Source organism: Tenacibaculum mesophilum (assembly GCF_003867075.1).
GTDB lineage: Bacteria > Bacteroidota > Bacteroidia > Flavobacteriales > Flavobacteriaceae > Polaribacter > Polaribacter mesophilus.
This window is the reverse complement of record NZ_CP032544.1, coordinates 897,445-919,175: the sequence shown is the minus strand read 5'-3', so window position 1 is coordinate 919,175 and position 21,731 is coordinate 897,445. Positions and strand designations below refer to the sequence as shown.

Here is a 21,731-nt window from a genome sequence, read left to right as displayed (position 1 = left end):
AATAAACTAATGTATAAATTACTGATTCGCCCAATTTTTTTCCTTTTTGATCCTGAAAAGATTCACCACTTTACATTTTCATTAGTAAAGTTTTTATCGAAAGTACCAGGAATGTCTTCTATCTTTAGAGGAATGTATCAAGTAAACGATAAAAAGTTAGAACGCAATTTATTCGGATTAACATTTAAAAACCCAGTAGGGTTAGCAGCAGGATTTGATAAAAATGCAGTATTGTACAACGAGTTGGCTAATTTTGGATTTGGTTTTGTTGAAATTGGTACTGTAACGCCAAAAGGTCAAGCAGGAAACCCGAAAAAACGTTTATTCCGTTTAAAAGATGATAAAGGAATCATTAACCGAATGGGGTTTAATAATGAAGGGTTAACAGCAGCGATTGAGCAATTAAAAAAGAACAAAGGAAAAATAATTATAGGAGGAAATATTGGAAAAAATACGAATACAGCTCCTGAAAATTATACAGAAGACTACATAACATGTTTTAAAGGATTACACCCGTATGTAGATTATTTTGTGTTGAATGTTAGCTGCCCGAATGTATCTAGTCATGCAAAATTAGAAGATGCTGATTATTTAAAAGAGTTAATTACTGAAGTTCAAAAGATAGATAAAGAATTATCGGTTGCTGAGCGTAGTCGAAGCAAACCAATCTTATTAAAAATTGCTCCAGACTTAAATAATCAACAATTAGATGAAATTATTGAGTTGGTTGCTGAAACGAAGATTGATGGAGTTATAGCGTCGAATACTTCAGTAAATAGAGATAATTTAAAAGCTTCTAAAGATCGTTTACAAGAAATAGGTAATGGAGGTGTAAGCGGACAACCGGTTAAAGATAGAAGTACCAAAGTAATTCAATACTTAACGGATAACTCTAATAAAGCATTTCCAATTATAGGAGTAGGAGGTATTCATTCTGAAAAAGATGCCTTAGAAAAGCTAAAAGCAGGTGCAGATTTAATTCAGATTTATACAGGATTCATTTATGAAGGACCAAGCTTGGTAAAAAGAATCAATAAGGCTATTTTAGCTGAAAAGAAATAGTATTATTGTTATAACTTTAGTGAATAAAGAAGTTTTTATTATCCTATAAAATAGTATTGTTTCTTATTTTTTTATTTCTTGCTCAATATTTAATATTAAAAGGGAAGTTTGAACTCTATCGCTTTTCAGATAATAAGTATTTATATGAAAAAGGAAAGCAATTTTCGAAAGTGTTAGTTTATATAGGGTTTATTCTATCCGCTATATTTCCGTTAATAGTATGGTTTCAGAGAAAAAAAGATTTTTAAAAAAACATAATTTGGGTAATCATAGGTTTTTCCCCCGCTTTATATTACATTTTACTTTTTATATTATCTTATTCAATCTAATTAAGTAAAAAAATGCTAGAAACCCTCATATCTTTTGTATTTGCTACGGCTACTTTAGCTATTTCACCAGGTCCTGATAATATTTTTGTCTTAACACAAAGTATTGTTAATGGAAGAAAATATGGATTGGCTACAGTTGCTGGTTTAATGACAGGATGCATCATTCATACCACGTTGGTAGCTTTTGGAGTATCTGAAATCATCAAACAGAATCCGAATTTATTTTTTATCATTAAGTTATTTGGAGCAGGATACTTACTATATTTAGCATATCAAGTGTATAAAAGTGATGCTAAAATTGCATTTTCTACGGAGAATGTTCAGAAAAAATCAACATTACAATTATTCAAAACAGGTTTTTGGATGAATGTATTAAACCCTAAGGTTACGATTTTCTTTTTGGCATTCTTCCCGCAGTTTTTGTTTTCTGACAGCTTGTCAAACGTACTCCAATTTTATGTATTAGGAGGATTATTCATTCTAACATCTTTTTTAATATTTTCTTCCATTGCTATTTTGGCAGGAAAAATTTCTAATTACATTAAACAGCACAAAAAGGTGGGAATATATTTAAAATGGGCGCAAATTGTAGTTTTTATAGGTATAGCGATGTTAATTTTACTTTAAAAAACTTTCAAGATTATTTATTCCTCTTTCTTTAAAGTAAGTTTTTCTAAAGCACGTTTAGAACTTCTATTTTCAGGGTTAATGGTTAAAGCTTTTTTATAGTATTCAATAGCGTTCGCTGTATCTTTCATTCTGGTATAAGCATCAGCGGTACTATCATAAGTATTTGAACTGTTAGGATACAATTCAATATTAATTTTAAAAACATTAAGGGCATTTTCAAACTCATCTTTTCTAAGGTATTGATATCCTAACCTATTTATATTTCGTTCTCTGATTACAGGATTTAAACTGTCTTTTTCTTTTATAGCTTTGTAACCTTTTAAAGCAGCTTCAAAGTTACCTTCTGCTAAATGTTCGCTGGGAGTTTTTTCTCCTTTTTTTAGTTTTTTAAAGACATACTTTTCACCTTCATGCTCACGCTTTTCAGCTAACCCTATCATATTCTTAGAAGTATTAAAAATTAGTTTTTCATTTAACTCTCTAACGTAAAAAGAAGAATCATTCACTTTTAAAGGTTCTAAGTTTTGATTACGCCATTTTATAAGTAATTTATTGTCATTATTAAAAGTAACTTCTATAATTTCATCAGCATTAAAATAATAGCGTCCTGCTGCTTTTTCAATAAACTCAGAAGAGTTTGTTTTTGAGGTACAGTTAATTAGTAATAAAAGTAATGATAGAGTTAAAATGTTAAATTTCATTTTTGGTTAGTTTTATGTTGAAATAAGATGTTAGTAAGACGATTTAGAACCAAATAAGTTACAAATTAAATTATTTATAGCTTTCGTTGGCATAAGAATTGAAATATAGATAACGAGATAGATAAGAGTTTAAGTTTATTCTTTTGTTTATCAGTAGATTAAGGTTTTTAAAAAGTGGTTTTTTTTCAATAAAAGAGTGATAAGTGCCACTATGACAGAATAAATAAGATATGAGTAAATCAAAAATATTACATTTAGACAATTTGTCGCTTCAAGATGTTTTTAATGAGGATTCAGAGTTAATTCCATTATTAACACCAGAAGATGAAGAGTTAATAAATCAAGAAAGTATTCCTGAAGAATTACCAATTCTTCCTCTACGTAATACAGTGTTATTTCCAGGAGTTGTAATTCCAATTACGGCAGGTAGAGATAAGTCTATTCAGTTAATTAAAGATGCCAACAAGGGAGATAAAGTTGTAGGTGTTGTAGCACAAAAAGATAGTGAAGTTGAAGATCCAGGAATTGATGATATTTATCAAACAGGTGTAGTGGCACAAATTTTACGTGTATTAAAAATGCCTGATGGTAATACAACTGTAATTATCCAAGGTAAAAAGCGTTTTGAAATAGAGGAAATTACGCAAGAAGCCCCTTACTTAAAAGCAAGAGTAAAAGAAGCTGTAGATGAGCGAGAAATTGATGATCAAAAAGAGTTTGATGCAATTATCGATTCGATTAAAGACTTAGCATTAGAGGTAATTAAAGAAAACCCTATGCTACCTTCAGAAGCATCTTTTGCTATAAAAAATATTCAATCCAATTCATTTTTGGTGAATTTTATTTCGTCAAACATGGAATTAAGTGTATCGCAAAAGCAGGTATTACTTGAGAAAGACAATTTAAAAGAACGTGCATTATTAACGTTAAAGAATTTAGATAAAGAGCTTCAAAAGTTACAATTACGTAACGATATTCAATCTAAAACACGTTCTGACTTAGATAAACAACAACGTGAATACTATTTAAATCAACAATTAAAAACCATTCAAGATGAATTAGGTGGTGTTTCTCACGAGCAAGAGCTAGATGAAATGCGTACTAAGGCTAAGTCTAAAAAATGGAATAAAGAGGTTGGAGAAACTTTTGAGAAAGAGTTAGGGCGTTTAAGACGTATGAACCCTCAAATGGCAGAATATGGTGTACAGCGTAACTACTTAGAGTTAATGTTAGAGTTACCTTGGGGCGAGTATTCAAAAGATAAATTTGATTTAAAAAGAGCTCAAAAAATTTTAGATAGAGATCATTTTGGGTTAGAGAAAGTTAAAGAGCGTATTTTAGAGCATTTAGCGGTTTTAAAATTACGTGGTGATATGAAATCGCCAATTATTTGTTTATACGGACCTCCAGGAGTAGGTAAAACATCGTTAGGTAAATCGGTAGCTGAAGCATTAGGACGCAAGTACGTACGTATGTCTTTAGGAGGTTTACGTGATGAAGCTGAAATTAGAGGACACCGTAAAACCTATATTGGAGCAATGCCTGGTCGTTTAATCCAAAATATTAAAAAGGCAGGAACTTCAAATCCTGTATTTGTGTTAGATGAAATAGATAAGTTAAGTCAAAGTCATCAAGGAGATCCTTCTTCAGCAATGTTAGAAGTATTAGACCCAGAACAAAACACAGCTTTTTATGATAATTATTTAGAAGTGGGATATGATCTTTCTAAAGTATTATTTATAGCAACAGCTAATAACATTAATCAAATTCCATGGGCATTACGTGATCGTATGGAAATTATTAACGTAACAGGGTATACTATTGAAGAGAAGGTAGAAATAGCTAAAAAATACTTGTTCCCAAAGCAATTAAAAGAGCACGGATTATCAAAAGAACATTTAACAGTAGGTAAAAAGCAGATAGAGAAAATAGTTGAAGGATATACTAGAGAGTCTGGAGTCCGTGGTTTAGAAAAACAAGTAGCAAAAGTAGTTCGCTTTGCCGCTAAGTCTATTGCGATGGAAGAGGAGTACAATGTTGTTTTGACAAATGAAGATATAGAAACTATTTTAGGACCTGCACGTTTAGAACGTGATAAGTACGAGAATAACGATGTTGCAGGTGTTGTTACTGGGTTAGCTTGGACAAGTGTTGGAGGAGATATTTTATTTATAGAATCTATTATTTCTAAAGGAAAAGGAAATCTTTCAATAACAGGTAACTTAGGTACTGTAATGAAAGAGTCTTCAACAATAGCAATGAAATATATAAAATCTAATGCTGAAGAATTTGGAATTAATCCTGAAGTATTAGATAAATATGATGTACACATTCACGTGCCTGAAGGAGCTACCCCTAAAGATGGTCCAAGTGCAGGTATTACGATGTTAACTTCTTTAGTTTCTGTATTTACACAGCGTAAGGTGAAAAATAAATTAGCCATGACTGGAGAGATCACGCTACGCGGAAAGGTACTTCCAGTTGGTGGAATTAAAGAAAAAATATTAGCAGCAAAACGAGCAAATATTAAAGAAATTATTTTGTGTGCTGATAATAAAAAGGATATAGAAGAAATAAAAGAGAGCTACTTAAAAGGGTTAACATTTCATTATGTAACCGACATGAGTGAGGTAATTGATATAGCACTTACCAAGCAAAAAGTTAAAAAAGCTAAGAAACTTTTATAATATTAGAAAAACTAAACAAACAGCCAATATAGTTCTATTGGCTGTTTTTTAAGTAGAGTTTTACTTAAGAAACTTCATGAATATACATTGCTTTGTTACTTAAAAGTTAGGTTCACGGTCATAGTGTTTATCATATACACACCAACATATAATATAAGGCTCTTTTCCTCTACATGTCCATACTCCATCTCCAGGACATTTTATAGGTGTACCTCCTAAAATTTGTTTTTGCGCTGTTTTATTGATAACAGTACCTAAGTTTGAAATTTTTGTTTTCATAATTATATTTTTAATTAATTACTAATAGTTAGGTTCAAAAAAATTCTTCTTATCATATTCACACCAACACATAATATAAGGCTCTTTTCCTCTACATTTCAATACTCCATCTCCAGGACATTTTGCAGGTGTACCTCCTAAAATTTGTTTTTGCGCTGCTTTATTAATAATAGTACCTAAATTTAAAATTTTTGTTTTCATAATTATTAATTTGTTACTCAGGTCTAAGTACTTCGTATGCTTTATAATAACACCAACAATTGGTGTGAGGTTTTTCACCTTTGCATACTAATACTCCATCTCCTGGGCACCTCATAGGAGATTCACCTCCTAAAATTTGTTTTTGTGCTGTTTTACTGATAATAGTACCTAGGTTTAAAACTTTTGTTTTCATAATTAATTAGTTTTGGTTATTGATAATTTTTAGTGGTCAAAGTCTACAGGTAATTCTTCAACATATTCTGGTTCACACCAACATCTTATCCAATTACATTTTAAATAAGTTCCTCTAGGGCAAACAATTTGTCCACCATTAATAGTTCTTTGTTCTGATTTATTCAGAACGTTTCCTAATTTAGAAATTGATTTTAACATGATTAATTAATTTGAGTTATCCCTACTCTATTAAATGCTTTTCGGGGGACGCATTAAAACAAGCTTGATTTATAACAAATATTAAACATTGTTAGTTACAAAAGAAGTAAAAACAGGTACTATTTATGAAAACAGGAGGTACTATTTAAAAATAATGACATTATTATTGTTGATTTAAGTTGTTGTTTTGTAGTGTTTTGTGTGTTTTGTTTTTTGGTGAGTTTGATAAAAACAAAAACAATAGATTAAAAAATTAACTTTACATATAACTTAAAAATTAAAACTTATGAAATGTTTATCTATTGAGATGTTAGCAAAGTATAAATTAACATTAGAGGAAAAAACAAAGATATTAGCAGGAGATCCAGTTAAGGCGAATTATGAAAAAATAGATTTTGGCGGACCAGATACAGATGGAGAAGAAGACTGTTTTGTTTTACCACCAAGTGCAGAAAAAGATAAATGCTACGATCGTAAAAATAATTTTAAGGTTTAAAATAATTACAAAAGCATTATAACTCCTTATTAATTTTCTCTATAAATTGATAAGGAGTTATACCTATATATTTTTTAAAAATTCGAGTAAAAGACTTCGCATTTTTATATCCAGCAATTTCTCCAATAGCTTGTGTTGTATAAGACCTCACTTTCTTATCATTACTCAATATTCCAATAATGTAATTAATACGTAACTCATTCGTATAATCATTAAAGCTCATTTTTTTATAATCTTTAATGATTTTTGATAGGTAAGTAGTATTGGTTCCTATTTTTTTAGCTGCATTATATAAATTATACTCTTCTTTTAAAAAGTATTTCTTTTCCTCTATTTTTAATAAGCCGCTAATAATTTGTTGATGTTGTTCGTCTTTTATTTTTAATGGATTAGGTAAAGAAAAGGGCTTTTCAGTTAGGTCTTCTTTTTTTGAAATTTTATTTAATAGTTCACTTAACTTTTTCTTTGTTTTCTTTTTTTCTTTAGCGTTTTTAAATACTAAAAAAGAGATAACTATTACTGTAGATATTAATCCTATAACTATAATTTCATAATAAAAATTCTTTTTGTTACTATCCTCTTTTAACTTTTTAATTTTTTTATCAAAATCAACTTTAATTGCTTCTTTAAACTGTTTTTTATCTCTTAATGAAACTTTTGAATGATTATTTACATATGTGTTTAAATAATAATTTGCAGAGTCTACTTTATTTTGATAAGTATAAATTTGTGAAAGGTATCCATTCATTTTTATATAATTATCATCTAAAATGGTGTCTTTTTTTATTTTAAGAGCAGTTAAAAAGTTATGTTTAGCCTTTTCGAATTTATTTAAATTATAATAGTTTAGACCATTGTTGTAGTATCCTTTGTATAAATAAGACTGTGACTTGCTTTTTTCGAATAACGCTAAACTTTTTTCAAGAAAAGAACTAGCTTTAGAGTATTCTTTTTTTAAAGTATAAATAGTCCCTTTTCCATAATAAACTTTGCCGGTATAATAGCTATTAAGATTAAACTCTTTTGTTTTTAGTATCAAATTATAGTAATGTAAAGAAGAGTCTGCATACTGCTGTTTTTCTCTATTTTTTTTATATAAAGTAGCGTAAATAGCAGCAACATTAAACATTCTTTTATATTTGCTACTATAATACTTGTTTGAAAGGGATTCTTTATTAGCTTCTATAAGGTCAAGAGTTTCTTTTGCTTTATTAAGAGCTTTATCAAGCTCTCCCATGTCTTGATAAATAAGTGCGATGTTCCCTTTTATTTTAATAATTCGCTCAATATCTTTGGCTAACAAAGCGTAATTTTCGGCTGTAATATAATTTTGTAAAGCTGGTTTAATTAACTTTCTTCTTTTATTAGAGTTGCCTAAGAGAATATGAATATCAAACAGTAAAGGAAAATTTTTATTTACTCTTACTATTTTAGGAAGATATTTATTAATACTATCTTTAAAAGAAGTGTTTATAGATTGTTTTTCTCTTACTTTTAAATATTCTATAGCAGCATATCCAAAAGTTTTATAAGCAGTATTATTACTTAGTAGAAGCTTGTTCATGTAGTATAAAGAACTATCAACACCAATTTCTTTATTTAAATAGAACTTTTTTTTAATTTTTATCAAGTCACTTTCGTTATACTTCTCTATTTCTTGAGAAAAAGAAAGAATACAATTAAAAATTACTAAGAAGAGAAATAAAATTTGCTTTAACATAATTTTTTTGAAGGGTTAGAGGAAAATTAATAGTAGTTGCAAAATAAAAATAATTTAACAAGAAAGCTATTTCTTCTATTCTATTTTTGATTTACAGTAAGTTAGTTTATTTCTAAAAAAATGTTATAAGAACATAATAAGATAATATGTAAATAAAAAGAGAAAATACTTTTTATAAGTAAAAAGCGTTGTTGTTTTAGTTATATTTAAAAAATTTTTAAAAAGTAATATAAAACTTAAACCCTTAAATTTCATGAAAAAACTTTTTTTATTAGCAGGTCTTTTATTTTCTGTAGCCTCGTATTCTCAGATTGAATTTATTGAAACTACTAAAACAGAAATAGTAGGAAAAATAGAGTACGTTTATTTAGAGAAAATAGGAGATAAAGCTTACAACTTTTACTATAAGAATATAAATGATCCTATTCATGAATATGTTCATTTTTCATTTAAAAACTTAGATAATGATGTAGAAAAATTACATCAAATAATTGTAAAAGGCTTTGAAGAAAACCCTAGAGATCCTTATAAAATTAAAGCAAATGGAGATGTAATCTGGTTAAAATATACTAAAGTTGATGGAGTAGTAATGTTACAAATTCAACAGTATGTAAGTAGAGATCCAGATATTATGACAGTTTCTAAGTTACTTACATATGAAGAAGTAAATAAGTTATTTAGCAAATAGTTAAAATAACAGCAACAAAAAAGCAGCCCATAGGCTGCTTTTTTGTTAGGTTTAAATAAAACTATATTAGTTTTTAGCTTTCTTTTTAAAAGCATCAAACTTATTTGTTGTTTGTTTAGGCCAACTGTTATTTGAAGTATCAATATCGGCAGTTTCTAAATCAGGATCTACAACAATACTTTTAATTTCTTGAGTAGATGTAAATACTCTTTTTACTTTATGCTCATTTTTTTTCCAAATTTGAGCAGGGAAAGTTTGGCGTTTTTTAGAACCATCTGCATACGTTAATTCCACAATAATAGGCATTACTAAACCACCTGGTTTTTCAAACTCAACTTGATAAATATAATTAGGTATACTTTTTAAATTAGCTTTCTTGTCTGAAGGTAAGCTATTAATATATGCTTCTATTTCAGATTTATCAGCATCTTCTTTTTTAGTAGTTAAGTAAACTAACTTACCTAATTGCGCAAAATAAGAAGGATATTGCTGTTGTAACTTCTTACTTTCTTCATTTGGCTTATTGGTTAAATATAAAGGCTTAACCTCTTTAATTCCAATATCAGTATAATCAGTGGTGTAGAACCAACCTCTCCAAAACCAGTCTAAGTCCATACCAGAAGCATCTTCCATTGTTCTAAAGAAATCGGCAGGGGTAGGGTGCTTAAACATCCATCTTTTAGAGTATGTTCTAAAAGCATAGTCAAATAACTCAGGTCCCATAATTGTTTGACGCAACATGTATAAACCAGCAGCTGGTTTTGTATAAGCATTAGGCCCGAAATTATGTACATAATCACCTTGAGACATGATAGGGCTTAACCTATCTTGATCTAAACTCATGTAACGAACAATATCTTTAGGTAAGTTACCAGTGTTAAAGTTTGGGTCGTAGTCTAACTCAGCTAAAATTTCAACAAATGAATTTAAGCCTTCATCCATCCAAGTCCACTGACGCTCGTCAGAGTTTACAATCATAGGGAAGAAGTTATGACCAACTTCATGAGTAATTACTCCAATCATTCCGTTTTTAACTCTATCAGAATAGGTTCCATCAGGATTTGGGCGTCCGTAGTTAAAACAAATCATAGGATACTCCATTCCTTGACGCTTAGCGTGTACTGATACTGCTTTAGAATATGGATAATCAAAAGTCATTTTAGAATACTCTTCTAATGTATTAGCAACAACACGAGTAGAGTGCTCTTCCCATAGCGGGTTTCCTTCTTTTGGGTATAAAGATAATGCCATAACGGTTTTACCATTAATATCTACAGCCATAGCATCCCAAATATATTTTCTTGATGAAGCAAAAGCAAAATCACGTACTTTATTTGCCTTAAAGTGCCAAGTTTTAGTTTTAGTAGTTCCTTGCTTTTCGTTTTCTTCAGCTTCTTTTTGAGTAACAATAAACACTGGGTCTTTAAAAGATTTTCTAGCTTTTTCAAGACGTTTACGTTGTTCTCTACTTAATACCTCTTTTTCGTTTTGTAGTTCACCAGTAGCCTCTAAAATATGATCGGCAGGAACAGTAATTTTTACATCGTAATCACCAAATTCTAAAGCCCATTCACTACGTCCCCAAAACTGCATGTTTTGCCATCCTTCAACATTGTTGTACACACATAATCTTGGAAAAAATTGAGCGATAGTATAGTTTTTATTTCCGTCAGGAAAAGATTCAAAACCAGAACGACCACCGTCTTCAACAGAGTTGTTAATTAAGTAGTTCCACTTAATTTTGAATTTAAAGATCTCACCAGGAGCCAATGGCTTAGGCAAGTTAATACGCATCATTGTGCGATTAATAGTATGAGATAAATCTCTACCATCAGCATATTTTACGGCTTCAATATTAAAACCAAATGCTTTTGGTTTATCCATATTGTCACTCACAAATTTATCAGGAGTTTGAAAACTTCTTGCTGCATTAGATTCTGCCAAGGGAGATTTAGAATCTGGAGCTCGCATATTTTGATCTAACTGTAACCATAAATACTCTAAATGATCTTTAGAGTTGTTGTGGTAAGTAATATCTTCATCTCCGTACAATCTATCTGTAGCTTCATCTAAGCGTAAGTTCATTACATAATCAACTTTTTGTTGTGTGTATGCATGACCAGGGGCTCCTGATGCTGTACGTTGATCGTTAGGAGTAGCTAATACATCTTTTAATTGTCGAAATTTGTTTTGGTCGGTATGACCTTGTTGACGTTCTTTTTTAGGTGCTTCTTGGGCAAATAAAGAAGCTGATACAAAGAGCGCTGAAAATAATAGCGTAGAATATTTTCTCATTATATGCTTGTTAGTTTTTGAATAAATAAGCGGAAAGTTAATGAAATCTTATTACTAAAAAAGAAGCTTTATTAAAAATTTAACAAACCTTTATCATTATTGCTTGATAAAAACAAACTTTTGCGCTCCTTTTTAACAGTTGCTTTAATAAGGTTTTGTTGATCAGGGAAATGCTCAACTAAAACATTGTTTTCTATTTTTATTGATTTTGGCAATGAAACATTTTCTATCTCTAAATAAAAGTAAACAATATTACCATCGTATTCCTTACCTATAAACTTGTAGTTTTTTTCTTCATTGTTAATAATAACTTTAAAATGAGTTTTTAAGTATTTGTAATAGTATTCATTAATAGATGTTAATTCGTTTTTAGTGGCAATTTGTAGGTTGGTATTGTAATCTTTATTTATGGCGAGCTCAATATCATCCATAAAAACATTCATAATCATTTGTACGCTTTGAGTATCTTCTCTGTATTCAATTTCAGTTAACGCAACATAGTATTTATGCAGAGTGAATGATAGTAAGGGAAGGACTAATAAGAGAACAAAAAGTTTTTTCATGGTTAATAAAGGTCAATTATTGCGCCAAATTAATCTTTTCCAATAAGTTTGAGGTATCCTGTATGTTCTTTTCTAAATATTTTAATAACTTTTAACACTTCACGGTTTTGATATAGTTTTTCTATTCCTAACGGATTACAATATTCTAAAAAGTGATAATATTTATCAACCGGAATTTTAAGTTCAACAAAAAAGAAGTCTTCTCCTAATTCATTAAGTAATTTAGCAGGCATATTTTCTTTAAAAGCTAATTCTTTACGAAGTTTTATTAGTTTTTCTGAGTTTTTTACAGGAAACGTGTTGGTAGTACCCATTCCTTCAAAAGCTTTTGTAGGGTCAACATTTACTACATTAGGTTTTACGTGTTTACTTATATAATCGTCTGAATGGTAATTACTGTAATTAACATTTGAAAAGTCGGTAGCTTTACTTGCTATTTCTAAGTTTTTATCACGCTTTACCTTTCTAAGGTCTTTGGCAAGTTCACCTGATAATTCGTTGTTTCTTAGTAAAACTTCATCTAGTTCATAATCTTGTTTTTCAAGAGTAGTTCTTTTTCTGTAGGTATTAAAGTCGGCTTTGGTTAGTTTTTCATAAATGGTTTTATAACCTATACTACTATATCTAATAGAATCTGTAGGTCTAGCAAAAAGTCTGTATTCTCCATTCTCGTTAGAAAACGTGGCTTGGTTTGTTGAAAAGTTAACAATATGAGCATTTTCTAGCACACCATTTTCATCATAAACAATTCCAAAAAGTGTTTTTCGTTCTTCTTGAGAGAATACGAATTGTGATAAAAATAACAAGGCTATTAGAACTTTCTTCATGGTACTTTATTAGGTTAGATTAGTATACACCTAAAGGTACGAAATATTTTAAGAAAGCGTAACCAATAACAACGAAATAGGGAAGAGGTTTTAATTGTATTTTTTAGGGTTAAGTTTTTTAAATTCGTCTGATTTCTTTTGTAAAAATGTAATCATTGCTACTTCATTATTTAAATAAAGAGTATTGAAGTCATCGGCAGATTCAGCAAAATAAATAAACCTGTCAATATCTTCTTTTAGTATGTTTAGTTCGTGTTGAATGAGTATGTGGTAATTACGGCGTATGTTTTCTATTCTTTTTTCTTTGTCTTCAATAGCCTTAAGTTTTTTTAATTTTTTTAGTCTTCCAGAAATCCAATTTAGTAAAGGGTCAATTGCTATACCTCCATAACTTGAAGTAGCAGTGTGTAACCTCCTTTCAGCAGGAGTAAGTATTCTAGAACCGGCAAAGGGCAGGTTTAATGTTTCGGCATTAATTTCTTTTTCAGATTTTATATGTTTTGTGTCTGAGGAAATATGCCCGAGTAAATTATGTTTTTTTATCGCTACTTCATCCAGTTCAATAGGTACTTTTTTTAATTGAATGTAATTTTCTTGCATTCCGAAGTGATTAACACCTACCACATTTTTTTTAGTTTCATAACCTACGAACGTAATTTGTATAGTATCATTTGCTTTGGCCAAAATTCTAAACTCACCATTATCGTTAGTAAAAGTTCCTTGTTTAGTGTTAAGGTTTATAACATGTGCGTTAGGAACAGTACTTACTTCATCTTGTATGGTAGCGTAAAAGAATTTTCTACTTTCTTGCGCTGTAGCTTTTATTATAAAAAACAGACAAATAATTGAAGGGAGTATATTTTTCATGTGTTTAGTTACTAATCACTTTTAAATAGCTCTTACTTTCTTGTTGTAAGATAGCAATGACTTTTAAAAGTTGTTGTTCTTTATATAATTTTTCTATTTCTAGGGGATTGCAATATTCTAAAAAATGAAGATACTTGTCTTTAGGTATGTTAAGCTCTTTAAAAAAGAAGGACTCTCCAAATGCTGAGAGGAGCATTTTAGGAAAATTCTCTTTAAACTGTATTGTTTTTCGGGTTCTTTTTAGTTGTTCAGAATAATTATCTTTCCCTAAACTAATTGCGCCTCCAACACCAGCAAATTTAGCAGTAGGGTCAGTTACTTTTCTCATATTAGGAACCCCCATTTTATCAATCTCATCAATAGGCATAATAATAGGGTCTTGAAAATTAATCATAGAAAAATCAATAGCTTTTTTAGCTTTTTCCATACCAATATCTTTAGGTGTTTGTTTAGTATCTATGGCAAGTGAACCTATTAAGTTGTGTTTTTTTACTTCCACTTCATCCAATTCAAAAGGAACTTTAACTAGGGTAATCTTATTTTCTTGTATTCCAAAATGAATATGGGTAAGCTTAATTTTTTGGGTTTCGTATCCTACAAAAGATATTTGTAAAGTATCGTTAGGTTTTGCTAAAATTCTAAATTTACCAAAGTCGGTACTAAATGTACCTTGTTGGGTATTTAGGTTGATAATATGAGCGTTGGGTATAGCACCAAGTTCATCATTTAAAGTTCCGTAAACGAATTTTCGTTTTTGTTGAGCCGTAGCTCCTAAAGTAATTAGTAGTAAAAGTGTGATGGGTAGTTGTTTAATCATGCAATTATTTTTTGGTAACTCTTATATTTTCATTTTCTAGTAGGTAAGGGGATGATTTACTATTTTCAATTAAAACAGCCGTAAGTTCTAATACTTTGTCTTTATTATACAGGTTTATAATTCCTTTAGAAATACAGGCTTGTAAAAACTGATTGATGTTTTCTTTCTTTATTTTTAGTTGACGTATAAAAAAGCCATCTGTAAAGTGTTTTCTAATTTTTTCAATATTTCTATCTTCAACAGTAATCTTTTTTAATTGTTTTTTTCGTTTGTTTGTTCCGTTAAGTGTATTTATAAGTCCCGTTACACTAATAGCTAAGCCCGATTCTACCTTTACTGTTTTTTCATCTTTTGGTTGTATAACATTGGCATAAGGTAGTTTTAAGGTTTTAGCATTTACAACAGGGGCGTTGTTAAGAATGTCGGGATCAATTTCTAAAATACTTCTTTGCTTTTCAAGCACAACCTCATCTAACATGTGCGTTTTACTATCAACAAAAATTACAATGTTCTTAGCTTTAATATGCTCTTTGGTAAGGGTAACCTCTTTATACTCTAAGTTAAGATGAGAAATAAGTAAAACGTTGTTTTCAGAAGCTAAAATTTCAAAACGTCCGTTTTCATTAGAAACGGCACCAAGCGTTAGTTTTTTATTAATAATATGTACATCTTGCGTAGGAATACTATCTATAAACACAGTACCCGTAATAATTTTAGGAGTGTTTTGAGCAGTTATAGCACAGGTAGTTATGGTAAAAAGAACAAGTAACAATTTTCTCATATCACAAATAAACTACCTACTTGTCTTAAAAATGTTTTAAGGACATGGTAAATTTTTGTTAAACGAAGAAAAAGACCGTTTGAAAATTAATTTTCAAACGGTCTTATAGTTTTTAATGTATGTTAGAAATTTATCTTTCTAATATAACTGTAGCATTACCTACAATTTTTACTCCAACACCTTGAACTGTTTGAGTTTCATTTATTTTTTGTTTTAAAACAAGCTTGTTTTCTGTATATGAATCAATAATCATTTCAGAAGAAACACCATTACTCTTTGTAATAAGTTTATTTCCTTTAATTTCCCACTCACCAGATTCTAGGTCCATAATAGAACTCGATTCTGTTTCTTGAGTATCTACTTCTCCATTAGTATTTGTTTTGGTAACAAGGGTAAGAGATCCTTCTGTAGAGTATTCGTTAGGGTTCTCAGAAAAGGTCATTGAAAAATTGTAATTTTTACCATAAACAGCTGTTGTGCTATTAACAGTATTTCCTTGATAAGAAAACTTATTAGTTACATTTGAGGTTAAATCAATTAAGTTCCACTTACCTATAAGATCTTCGTTTGAAATTTCTACCAAATCATTGCTGTCAGAACAAGAAAATAGAAGAAAAGAGATACTGAATACAAAAAGTATTTTTTTCATAGTTTTTAATTTTTTTAATTATTGAAACCAAAAGTCATATTTTTGATTGAATAAACAAAGAAAAAAATGAAAAAACTACTTATAGCTAGCACATCTACCGTTCATGGTAGTGGATACCTAGCATATATTTTACCAACCTTAACTAACTTTTTTAAAGAAGCCTCTACCATATTATTTATACCGTATGCACGAGCAAGCGGAAAAACCTACGATGAATATACTGAAATAGCTCGTAAGGCTTTTGCTACTATTGATAAAAAAGTTGTAGGTATCCATGAGTTTGATAATCCGAAAGAAGCTGTTCAGCAAGCGGAAGCTATTTTTACAGGAGGAGGTAATACGTTTGAATTGGTAAATCAACTATATAAAAACGATATACTTTCTGATTTAACTACAGCGGTTGAAAACGGAACTCCGTATTTAGGTACCAGTGCAGGAAGTAATATTTGTGGAGTAACGATGATGAATACGAACGATATGCCTATTGTGTATCCACCAAGTTTTAAAACCTTAGGGTTTATTCCGTTTAATATCAACGCACATTATTTAGACCCAAATCCAGATTCTACGCACATGGGTGAAACGCGTGAAACACGCATTAAAGAATATCATGTATTTAATGAAACACCAGTGCTAGGGTTACGTGAAGGTAGCTGGCTAGAGGTTAACGGAGATTCAATTATATTAAGAGGAACTTACACCGCACGTTTATTTAAACAAGGAAAGGAAGCTGAGGAGTTAGCCACAAATACAGAGGTTAGCCAGTATTTTTAACCTCTTAAAAGAAATACTTTATAGTTAAAAAGATTTTTTATAAGCTATTTTTATTGTTACTGTGGCATACTATAAGAAAACAACCATTTAAAGCCTGATAAGTTAAGAAACGAACTTGTTGGGCTTATTTATTATCAAGACTTTTCCATTAGGCACCAAATGTCACTTCTACTAAGCACTAAATGTCTTTCGTATTAGGTACGAAAAGACATTTCCATTATACATATCAAGCTTAATAGTACTTTATAAATTGAAATTTAAATAAACAGATTACTTCGCCATGGTCTCCTTATAATTCAGGTTTAATAGGTAACAAATGTTGTTTTAAGCTATAAAAAATGAAAGAACAGCGTATGCTAAAAAAACTACTTTCTATGAAAACTATATAGGCTATCTTTGAAAAAATCCTATTTTTACGATATGGACATAAAATTGACAGAACAAGAGAAGATAAAAATCTTAAATTCCGATGATATCTACGGAATAATGCAAAAAATATTACTTCGTGAAAGTAAGATAGACCAAAACCGTGAACACTTTTGGGTAATTGGTTTAGCTAACAACAACCGTATTCTTTTTATTGAGTTAATAAGCTTAGGCACTATTAATGCTACTTTGGTAGAACCTATGGAAGTTTTTAGTCTTGCATTGCAAAAAAGAGCTGTAAAAATAATATTATGTCATAATCACCCAAGTGGTGAGTTAACTCCGTCAGACAATGACAAAAACCTAACAGATAGGTTAATACAAGTAGGTATTATAGTAAATACACATGTAATAGATCATTTAATTATTTCTGATAAAAGTTATTTGAGTTTTGCTGATGTTGGTCTTTTACAAGAGTTAGCAAAAAGTACCAAATATGTTCCTAAGTATGTACTGGAACAGCGTCTTAAAAAAGAGGCTTCAGAAATTGCTGAAAAGAATAAAGCAATTGAAATTGCCAAGTCCTTAAAGAGAAAAGGTGTTGATACAAGTACCATTGCAGATTCCACAGGTCTTACCATTGAAGAGGTGGAGAAGTTGCGTGTTAGGAGGGGGAGGTAGTGTTTGTTTTTAGTTGGTTGGAAGGGATAGCTAGTTTGTACGCTGACTTTTTTCAATTTGTAATTCAGTATTGATGTGAAAGCATTTTGTAACCGTAGGAATGAGGGATAAAATGTGCTTAAACATAGTGTTGGACTTATTTCCCATAAATTTCATCTTTTACGTAACTCGCATTTAACCAAAAACAATGTTTTGTAAATTCGATTAACCCTGTTAGTTTGTCGGCAACTGGTAAATTATAAGTGTCGTCTGCATTTCTTGCGTGTGGTCTAACGTGGCTAATTCTATTTTCCGTTTTCTTCGGGAAATAGGTCTTTCGAATACCTTTGTTTGTTACTTCTTTTACAATTTTTCCTTTTGAAATGGTTGTTTTCATTTTATCCCAAACAGATTTAGCTTCTATAATATCTGAATATGACATATTCCAAAACTTTACTTTCCTTAATATTAAGTTATCTCCCTCAAATTGATAGAAAACAAAGAAAAATTTACTTTCCAGAATGTTTTTAAAATCAGAATCTTCCCAATCTGTTTCAATTAATTTTTGATATTCAAAAGTTGGAAATGAAATATCTTCTTTAGGTAAATTATTTTCTTTAAGACGAATAGTTTTTACTTGAATGTCAGCTTTTTCAAACTCTTCAATTTTTTGCCCGAGTTTAAGTCCAAGAATAGCATTAGTAAGATTTGCAAAATAGCTTTTAGCTTTTGAGTTTAATTCTAAACCTAACTCTTGTTCAATTTGTTCTGCTGATTTTCCGTAAAAAGGTTGAAACTTAGAAATTACAACATCTTCAATTGATTGAAGTACATCAAGGATTTCAGGCTGTTCAATTATCTTTCCATAAACCGCAGTTTCTTCTTGAGCGATATTAGCAATTATATGATTTACATAACCCTGTTTAAGTGAATAGGCTCTTTGTTTAGCTTTTTCTTTATTAAAAGGTTGGTCACGATAGGATTTTAAGGCTGTAGAACCTTTTGTACAAGCTCCAAGATAAAAAGTATCTCCTTCCGATAATTCGTGCGCTTTTCCGTCTTTTATTTTTTGATTAATTGTTTCCCAATCGTGTTTGATAATTTTCAAATCTTCATTAGGGTACTTCCAATCATCAACCAATTTAATTATGTAGTCAAGTAAATCTAAATCTTTGTCGTGCAGATAAAAGACTAAAAGCAAATGAGCATTTTTTTTCCAAAACGAACTATTCTCAAAGTTTTCTTTGTGAACTTCAAGATAGTTGATGATATTTAAAACAAGCCTTTCTTTTGAGCGATATTCTTTATTTTTTAAGATTTTTAAAGGACTTGATTTAAGCTCTATTCCTGCTTCTTTAAAGTCAGGTTCAGCATCTGAATTTGGCTCATAACCAAAATAAAACTTCTCTAATATTTGACCAAAATTTCCTTTTCCTTTATAACCGTGTTTTTCAATTTCAGAACCACAAGCTTGTCTTAAAGATTGTGCTTTTAATTTCTTGGCAAAGTTTATTATTGACTTTGCAGAATATATATTGTATCCTTTATTCATTAATGTTTTGAAAAAATTAATTAAGCTATTCAGCATAACTATGTTGATTAATTTGCTTGTAAAGTTCTTCTCCTATTTTTTCAATTACACCAACAACTAAAGCGTTTCCCATAAAAAAAGCTCGTTTTGTATCTGTAATTCCTTCAAGTTTGGTGTGATTATCTGGAAACATATTTAGTCTTTCCAATTCAACAGGTGTCAATCTTCTTAAACCTCTGTCAGATACAACTACGTGTTTAAACCTTGAAGGTGATTTTCCGCCTTCTCCTGTAATTATTGTTCTTGAAGCATTATCAAGAGCGTCTGGATAAATCATTCCTCCTTCACTATAATTGTATTCAAACCCGTCTTTAGTTGTTCTTTTTTCTTTTTTAGCACCTTTTAGATATTCCCATTTTGGTTTATCATTTTCGTTAATGAAAAATTCAGATGTTACTTCTCCGTTTTGTAGGATATCTCCTAAAACAGTTCTTTCACCATCATAATTTGGCTCTGTCTTAGTAGTGAAGACTTTACCATTTACAAGTAAACCTGTATTTTGAAAAGGAGAGAGCTTTCCGTTTTTGTTAAAATTATTTGTTATTTCAACTAAATCTCCTTTCAGTTCAATTTCTTGAATTGAATTTGTGTTGTTAACAGGAAAAGCATTTGCAATTGTTCCTTCCTTTGTTAACCAATCGATTTTCTCTGCTTTTTGAAGCCTTTTATATATTTCTGTAGACTTATGATAACCAATAAAGAAAACCCTTCGTCTTCTTTGTGGCATTCCATATTCAGCTGCATTGATTACTCTCCATTCTACTGCATATCCTAGTTCATTTAAACTTTGCAACATAACCGCAAAATCACGTCCTCTTTGTTTAGCAGGTGATTTTAAAAGTCTATCTACATTTTCTAAAAATAGATATTTTGGCTTGTTCTTTTTTTCTTCTAAAATTCGGTGAATAGACCACCAAAGAACTCCTTTTTTACCTTTTAATCCTTTTGAATTATGCAATGTTGTTGCAACAGAATAATCTTGGCAAGGAAACCCACCACAAAGTAAATCATGATCTGGAATTTCGTTTGTTGAAACAGTTGCAATATCTTGATTTGAATGGTTTTCTTTACCAAACCTTGCTTCATAAACTAGTGAAGCGTGTTGCATTTTTGTTGAAGGTTCCCATTGATTACTCCAAACAACTTTATAGTTACTCTTTTCAAGTCCAAGGCGGAAACCACCGACTCCTGCGAACAATTCAGCTACTTTTAATGTCTCACTTTCCATTTACTTGGGTTTTATAATATTTGATTTTCTCTTCTGCTACTTTTAGAATTTCAGAAGTAGATTCTGTATATTTTAATTCATCCGCAATTTTTTCTGAATACCAATTAATGATTAACTCACTTTCAGAAAGTCCATAAAATTTAGCAAGTCTAATGAGTTGCTCCATTGTTGGCTTTCTTTCATTTTTCTCAAATTTGCTTATCAAGGATTGGTCAATATCCACTTCAGCAGCAACTTTTCGAAGTATCAATTCTTTTTCCTCTCTAGCGCATTTTAAAGTGTCGCCTAATGTTTTCATTGGTCAAAATTGTTTTAGACAAATATTGTCCAAATTTAGAAAAACAATTTAGTTATACAACTTTTAATTCAGATTATTTTCGCATTGGGGTAAAGGTAATCTCTTTTTATTTTGTGTGGTATGAGGAGAATGAAATGTGTTAGAGAGGGTAGGATGTTTTTAATAGAAGGTGAAAATGGGCGTATAAACTGTTTTCTATAAATATAGACTGTCTTTAAAAGCAGTCTTTTCAATTATATATGAAGTTGTTATTACACCTTTTCTTATCTAGGTTCACAAGCCAATAAAAAGGCGTGGTTTTCCGATTAGGAGAATTTACCTTTATAAGCTTTATATAATGTTGGTAAGAGTTTTTTGCCAATTATCATTTGCGAAAAATGCACGATTACAGATGTAGAAAGTATAAGTAAAATAGTTTCTTTAAAACTTCTTGGTATAGAGTAGTACTCGTTAGGTAGTTGATAATAATAAACTAATTGTCTAGAAAAAACTACTATTAAACTAATTATAAAAATAACAAGACCATGGTATTTGTAATTCTTAATTATATAAATTAAAAAAGGAAACAAAAAAGCTGAAAACATATATATTCTTCTTAAGAACAAAAAGTCTGCACCTCCATTTTTTTGAGTAACAAACATACCAGAAACTAAATATTCTTCGGTAATTAAACCAGATACAATGACTGCAAAGAATATTAGCAGAAAGTTTATAATTGAACTTAATATGTAAAATTTTATTTTATTACTCATTTATAAATATAAGTTTAAGTTAACTCCATAGTTTTTATTTAAATTAAAGCAACTTGTTTACATAAGCACTTTCAGTG

The 21,731-nt window shown here is 30.0% G+C and carries 24 protein-coding genes; 7 read left to right on the top strand and 17 right to left on the bottom strand.

Going from position 1 to position 21,731, the window contains the following annotated elements:
* The first annotated feature begins 9 nt into the window (after nt 1-9).
* Both D6200_RS04305 and D6200_RS04300 read left to right on the top strand, forming a co-directional pair.
* Nucleotides 10-1,062 (top strand): quinone-dependent dihydroorotate dehydrogenase, encoded by a 1,053-nt coding sequence (locus tag D6200_RS04305; RefSeq protein WP_073182864.1) that lies wholly within the window; start codon nt 10-12, stop codon nt 1,060-1,062.
* 341 nt (nt 1,063-1,403) lie between these two features.
* Nucleotides 1,404-2,018 (top strand): LysE family translocator, encoded by a 615-nt coding sequence (locus D6200_RS04300; RefSeq protein ID WP_073182862.1) that lies wholly within the window; start codon nt 1,404-1,406, stop codon nt 2,016-2,018.
* 17 nt (nt 2,019-2,035) lie between these two features.
* On the opposite strand, the gene D6200_RS04295 is transcribed toward D6200_RS04300, so the two are convergent.
* Nucleotides 2,036-2,722 carry a tetratricopeptide repeat protein gene (locus D6200_RS04295; protein ID WP_047789553.1) on the bottom strand — a complete coding sequence of 229 codons (687 nt, stop codon included), beginning with the start codon at nt 2,720-2,722 and terminating at the stop codon, nt 2,036-2,038.
* Nucleotides 2,723-2,952: 230 nt separating this feature from the next.
* Here D6200_RS04295 and lon point away from each other — a divergent pair, with 230 nt between their 5' ends.
* Nucleotides 2,953-5,409 carry an endopeptidase La gene (gene lon, locus D6200_RS04290; RefSeq protein ID WP_047789554.1) on the top strand — a complete coding sequence of 819 codons (2,457 nt, stop codon included), beginning with the start codon at nt 2,953-2,955 and terminating at the stop codon, nt 5,407-5,409.
* A gap of 99 nt (nt 5,410-5,508) precedes the next feature.
* Here the strand turns inward: lon and D6200_RS04285 are convergent, their stop codons facing one another.
* The 4 genes from D6200_RS04285 to D6200_RS15260 are packed head-to-tail and all read right to left on the bottom strand — an operon-like array spanning nt 5,509 to nt 6,282.
* Nucleotides 5,509-5,688 carry a hypothetical protein gene (locus tag D6200_RS04285; RefSeq protein ID WP_047789555.1) on the bottom strand — a complete coding sequence of 60 codons (180 nt, stop codon included), beginning with the start codon at nt 5,686-5,688 and terminating at the stop codon, nt 5,509-5,511.
* A 21-nt stretch (nt 5,689-5,709) separates the two neighbouring features.
* The gene (locus D6200_RS04280; protein WP_073182860.1) at nt 5,710-5,889 is read right to left on the bottom strand and encodes a hypothetical protein; all 180 of its coding nucleotides are present in this window, start codon (nt 5,887-5,889) and stop codon (nt 5,710-5,712) included.
* Between the two features lie 13 nt (nt 5,890-5,902).
* Nucleotides 5,903-6,082 carry a hypothetical protein gene (locus tag D6200_RS04275; protein WP_073182857.1) on the bottom strand — a complete coding sequence of 60 codons (180 nt, stop codon included), beginning with the start codon at nt 6,080-6,082 and terminating at the stop codon, nt 5,903-5,905.
* A 29-nt stretch (nt 6,083-6,111) separates the two neighbouring features.
* A complete protein-coding gene (locus D6200_RS15260) occupies nt 6,112-6,282 on the bottom strand; it encodes a hypothetical protein (protein ID WP_159495251.1) in 171 nt (56 codons plus the stop codon).
* 286 nt (nt 6,283-6,568) lie between these two features.
* Here D6200_RS15260 and D6200_RS04270 point away from each other — a divergent pair, with 286 nt between their 5' ends.
* Nucleotides 6,569-6,778: a hypothetical protein gene (locus D6200_RS04270; protein WP_073182855.1), complete on the top strand. Its 210-nt coding sequence runs from the start codon at nt 6,569-6,571 to the stop codon at nt 6,776-6,778.
* A 16-nt stretch (nt 6,779-6,794) separates the two neighbouring features.
* On the opposite strand, the gene D6200_RS04265 is transcribed toward D6200_RS04270, so the two are convergent.
* Nucleotides 6,795-8,498 (bottom strand): helix-turn-helix domain-containing protein, encoded by a 1,704-nt coding sequence (locus D6200_RS04265; protein WP_073182853.1) that lies wholly within the window; start codon nt 8,496-8,498, stop codon nt 6,795-6,797.
* A 253-nt stretch (nt 8,499-8,751) separates the two neighbouring features.
* On the opposite strand from D6200_RS04265, the gene D6200_RS04260 reads away from it, so the two are divergent.
* Nucleotides 8,752-9,186 carry a hypothetical protein gene (locus tag D6200_RS04260; protein WP_047789560.1) on the top strand — a complete coding sequence of 145 codons (435 nt, stop codon included), beginning with the start codon at nt 8,752-8,754 and terminating at the stop codon, nt 9,184-9,186.
* A gap of 66 nt (nt 9,187-9,252) precedes the next feature.
* Here D6200_RS04260 and D6200_RS04255 read toward each other — a convergent pair whose 3' ends face one another.
* The 7 genes from D6200_RS04255 to D6200_RS04225 form a co-directional block, all read right to left on the bottom strand.
* Nucleotides 9,253-11,481 (bottom strand): M1 family metallopeptidase, encoded by a 2,229-nt coding sequence (locus D6200_RS04255; protein WP_073182850.1) that lies wholly within the window; start codon nt 11,479-11,481, stop codon nt 9,253-9,255.
* A 71-nt stretch (nt 11,482-11,552) separates the two neighbouring features.
* The gene (locus tag D6200_RS04250) at nt 11,553-12,044 is read right to left on the bottom strand and encodes a DUF6702 family protein (RefSeq protein WP_073182848.1); all 492 of its coding nucleotides are present in this window, start codon (nt 12,042-12,044) and stop codon (nt 11,553-11,555) included.
* A 29-nt stretch (nt 12,045-12,073) separates the two neighbouring features.
* The gene (locus D6200_RS04245; RefSeq protein WP_073182846.1) at nt 12,074-12,871 is read right to left on the bottom strand and encodes a carboxypeptidase-like regulatory domain-containing protein; all 798 of its coding nucleotides are present in this window, start codon (nt 12,869-12,871) and stop codon (nt 12,074-12,076) included.
* Nucleotides 12,872-12,961: 90 nt separating this feature from the next.
* Nucleotides 12,962-13,738 (bottom strand): carboxypeptidase-like regulatory domain-containing protein, encoded by a 777-nt coding sequence (locus tag D6200_RS04240; RefSeq protein ID WP_073182843.1) that lies wholly within the window; start codon nt 13,736-13,738, stop codon nt 12,962-12,964.
* Nucleotides 13,739-13,742: 4 nt separating this feature from the next.
* Complete coding sequence (locus D6200_RS04235) at nt 13,743-14,555, bottom strand: carboxypeptidase-like regulatory domain-containing protein (RefSeq protein WP_073182841.1); 813 nt, start codon at nt 14,553-14,555, stop codon at nt 13,743-13,745.
* 4 nt (nt 14,556-14,559) lie between these two features.
* Nucleotides 14,560-15,336, bottom strand: coding sequence for a carboxypeptidase-like regulatory domain-containing protein (locus D6200_RS04230; protein WP_073182838.1), 777 nt, complete (start codon nt 15,334-15,336; stop codon nt 14,560-14,562).
* Between the two features lie 130 nt (nt 15,337-15,466).
* Nucleotides 15,467-15,985, bottom strand: a complete 519-nt coding sequence (locus D6200_RS04225; protein WP_073182836.1) for a lipocalin family protein — start codon at nt 15,983-15,985, stop codon at nt 15,467-15,469.
* A gap of 66 nt (nt 15,986-16,051) precedes the next feature.
* Between D6200_RS04225 and pepE the strand changes: the two genes are divergently transcribed.
* The gene (pepE, locus tag D6200_RS04220; protein ID WP_073182834.1) at nt 16,052-16,759 is read left to right on the top strand and encodes a dipeptidase PepE; all 708 of its coding nucleotides are present in this window, start codon (nt 16,052-16,054) and stop codon (nt 16,757-16,759) included.
* Between the two features lie 420 nt (nt 16,760-17,179).
* A complete protein-coding gene (locus D6200_RS04215) occupies nt 17,180-17,806 on the top strand; it encodes a JAB domain-containing protein (protein WP_073182832.1) in 627 nt (208 codons plus the stop codon).
* 136 nt (nt 17,807-17,942) lie between these two features.
* On the opposite strand, the gene D6200_RS04210 is transcribed toward D6200_RS04215, so the two are convergent.
* The 4 genes from D6200_RS04210 to D6200_RS04195 all read right to left on the bottom strand — a co-directional run bounded on the left by D6200_RS04210 (nt 17,943) and on the right by D6200_RS04195 (nt 21,654).
* Nucleotides 17,943-19,337, bottom strand: a complete 1,395-nt coding sequence (locus D6200_RS04210; protein ID WP_073183437.1) for a Sau3AI family type II restriction endonuclease — start codon at nt 19,335-19,337, stop codon at nt 17,943-17,945.
* A gap of 25 nt (nt 19,338-19,362) precedes the next feature.
* A complete protein-coding gene (dcm, locus tag D6200_RS04205) occupies nt 19,363-20,604 on the bottom strand; it encodes a DNA (cytosine-5-)-methyltransferase (protein ID WP_073182830.1) in 1,242 nt (413 codons plus the stop codon).
* Nucleotides 20,594-20,902, bottom strand: coding sequence for a helix-turn-helix domain-containing protein (locus D6200_RS04200; RefSeq protein ID WP_073182828.1), 309 nt, complete (start codon nt 20,900-20,902; stop codon nt 20,594-20,596). The genes dcm and D6200_RS04200 overlap by 11 nt, the downstream gene beginning before the upstream one ends.
* Nucleotides 20,903-21,207: 305 nt before the next feature.
* Nucleotides 21,208-21,654: a hypothetical protein gene (locus tag D6200_RS04195; protein WP_073182825.1), complete on the bottom strand. Its 447-nt coding sequence runs from the start codon at nt 21,652-21,654 to the stop codon at nt 21,208-21,210.
* Between the last annotated feature and the right edge of the window lie 77 nt (nt 21,655-21,731).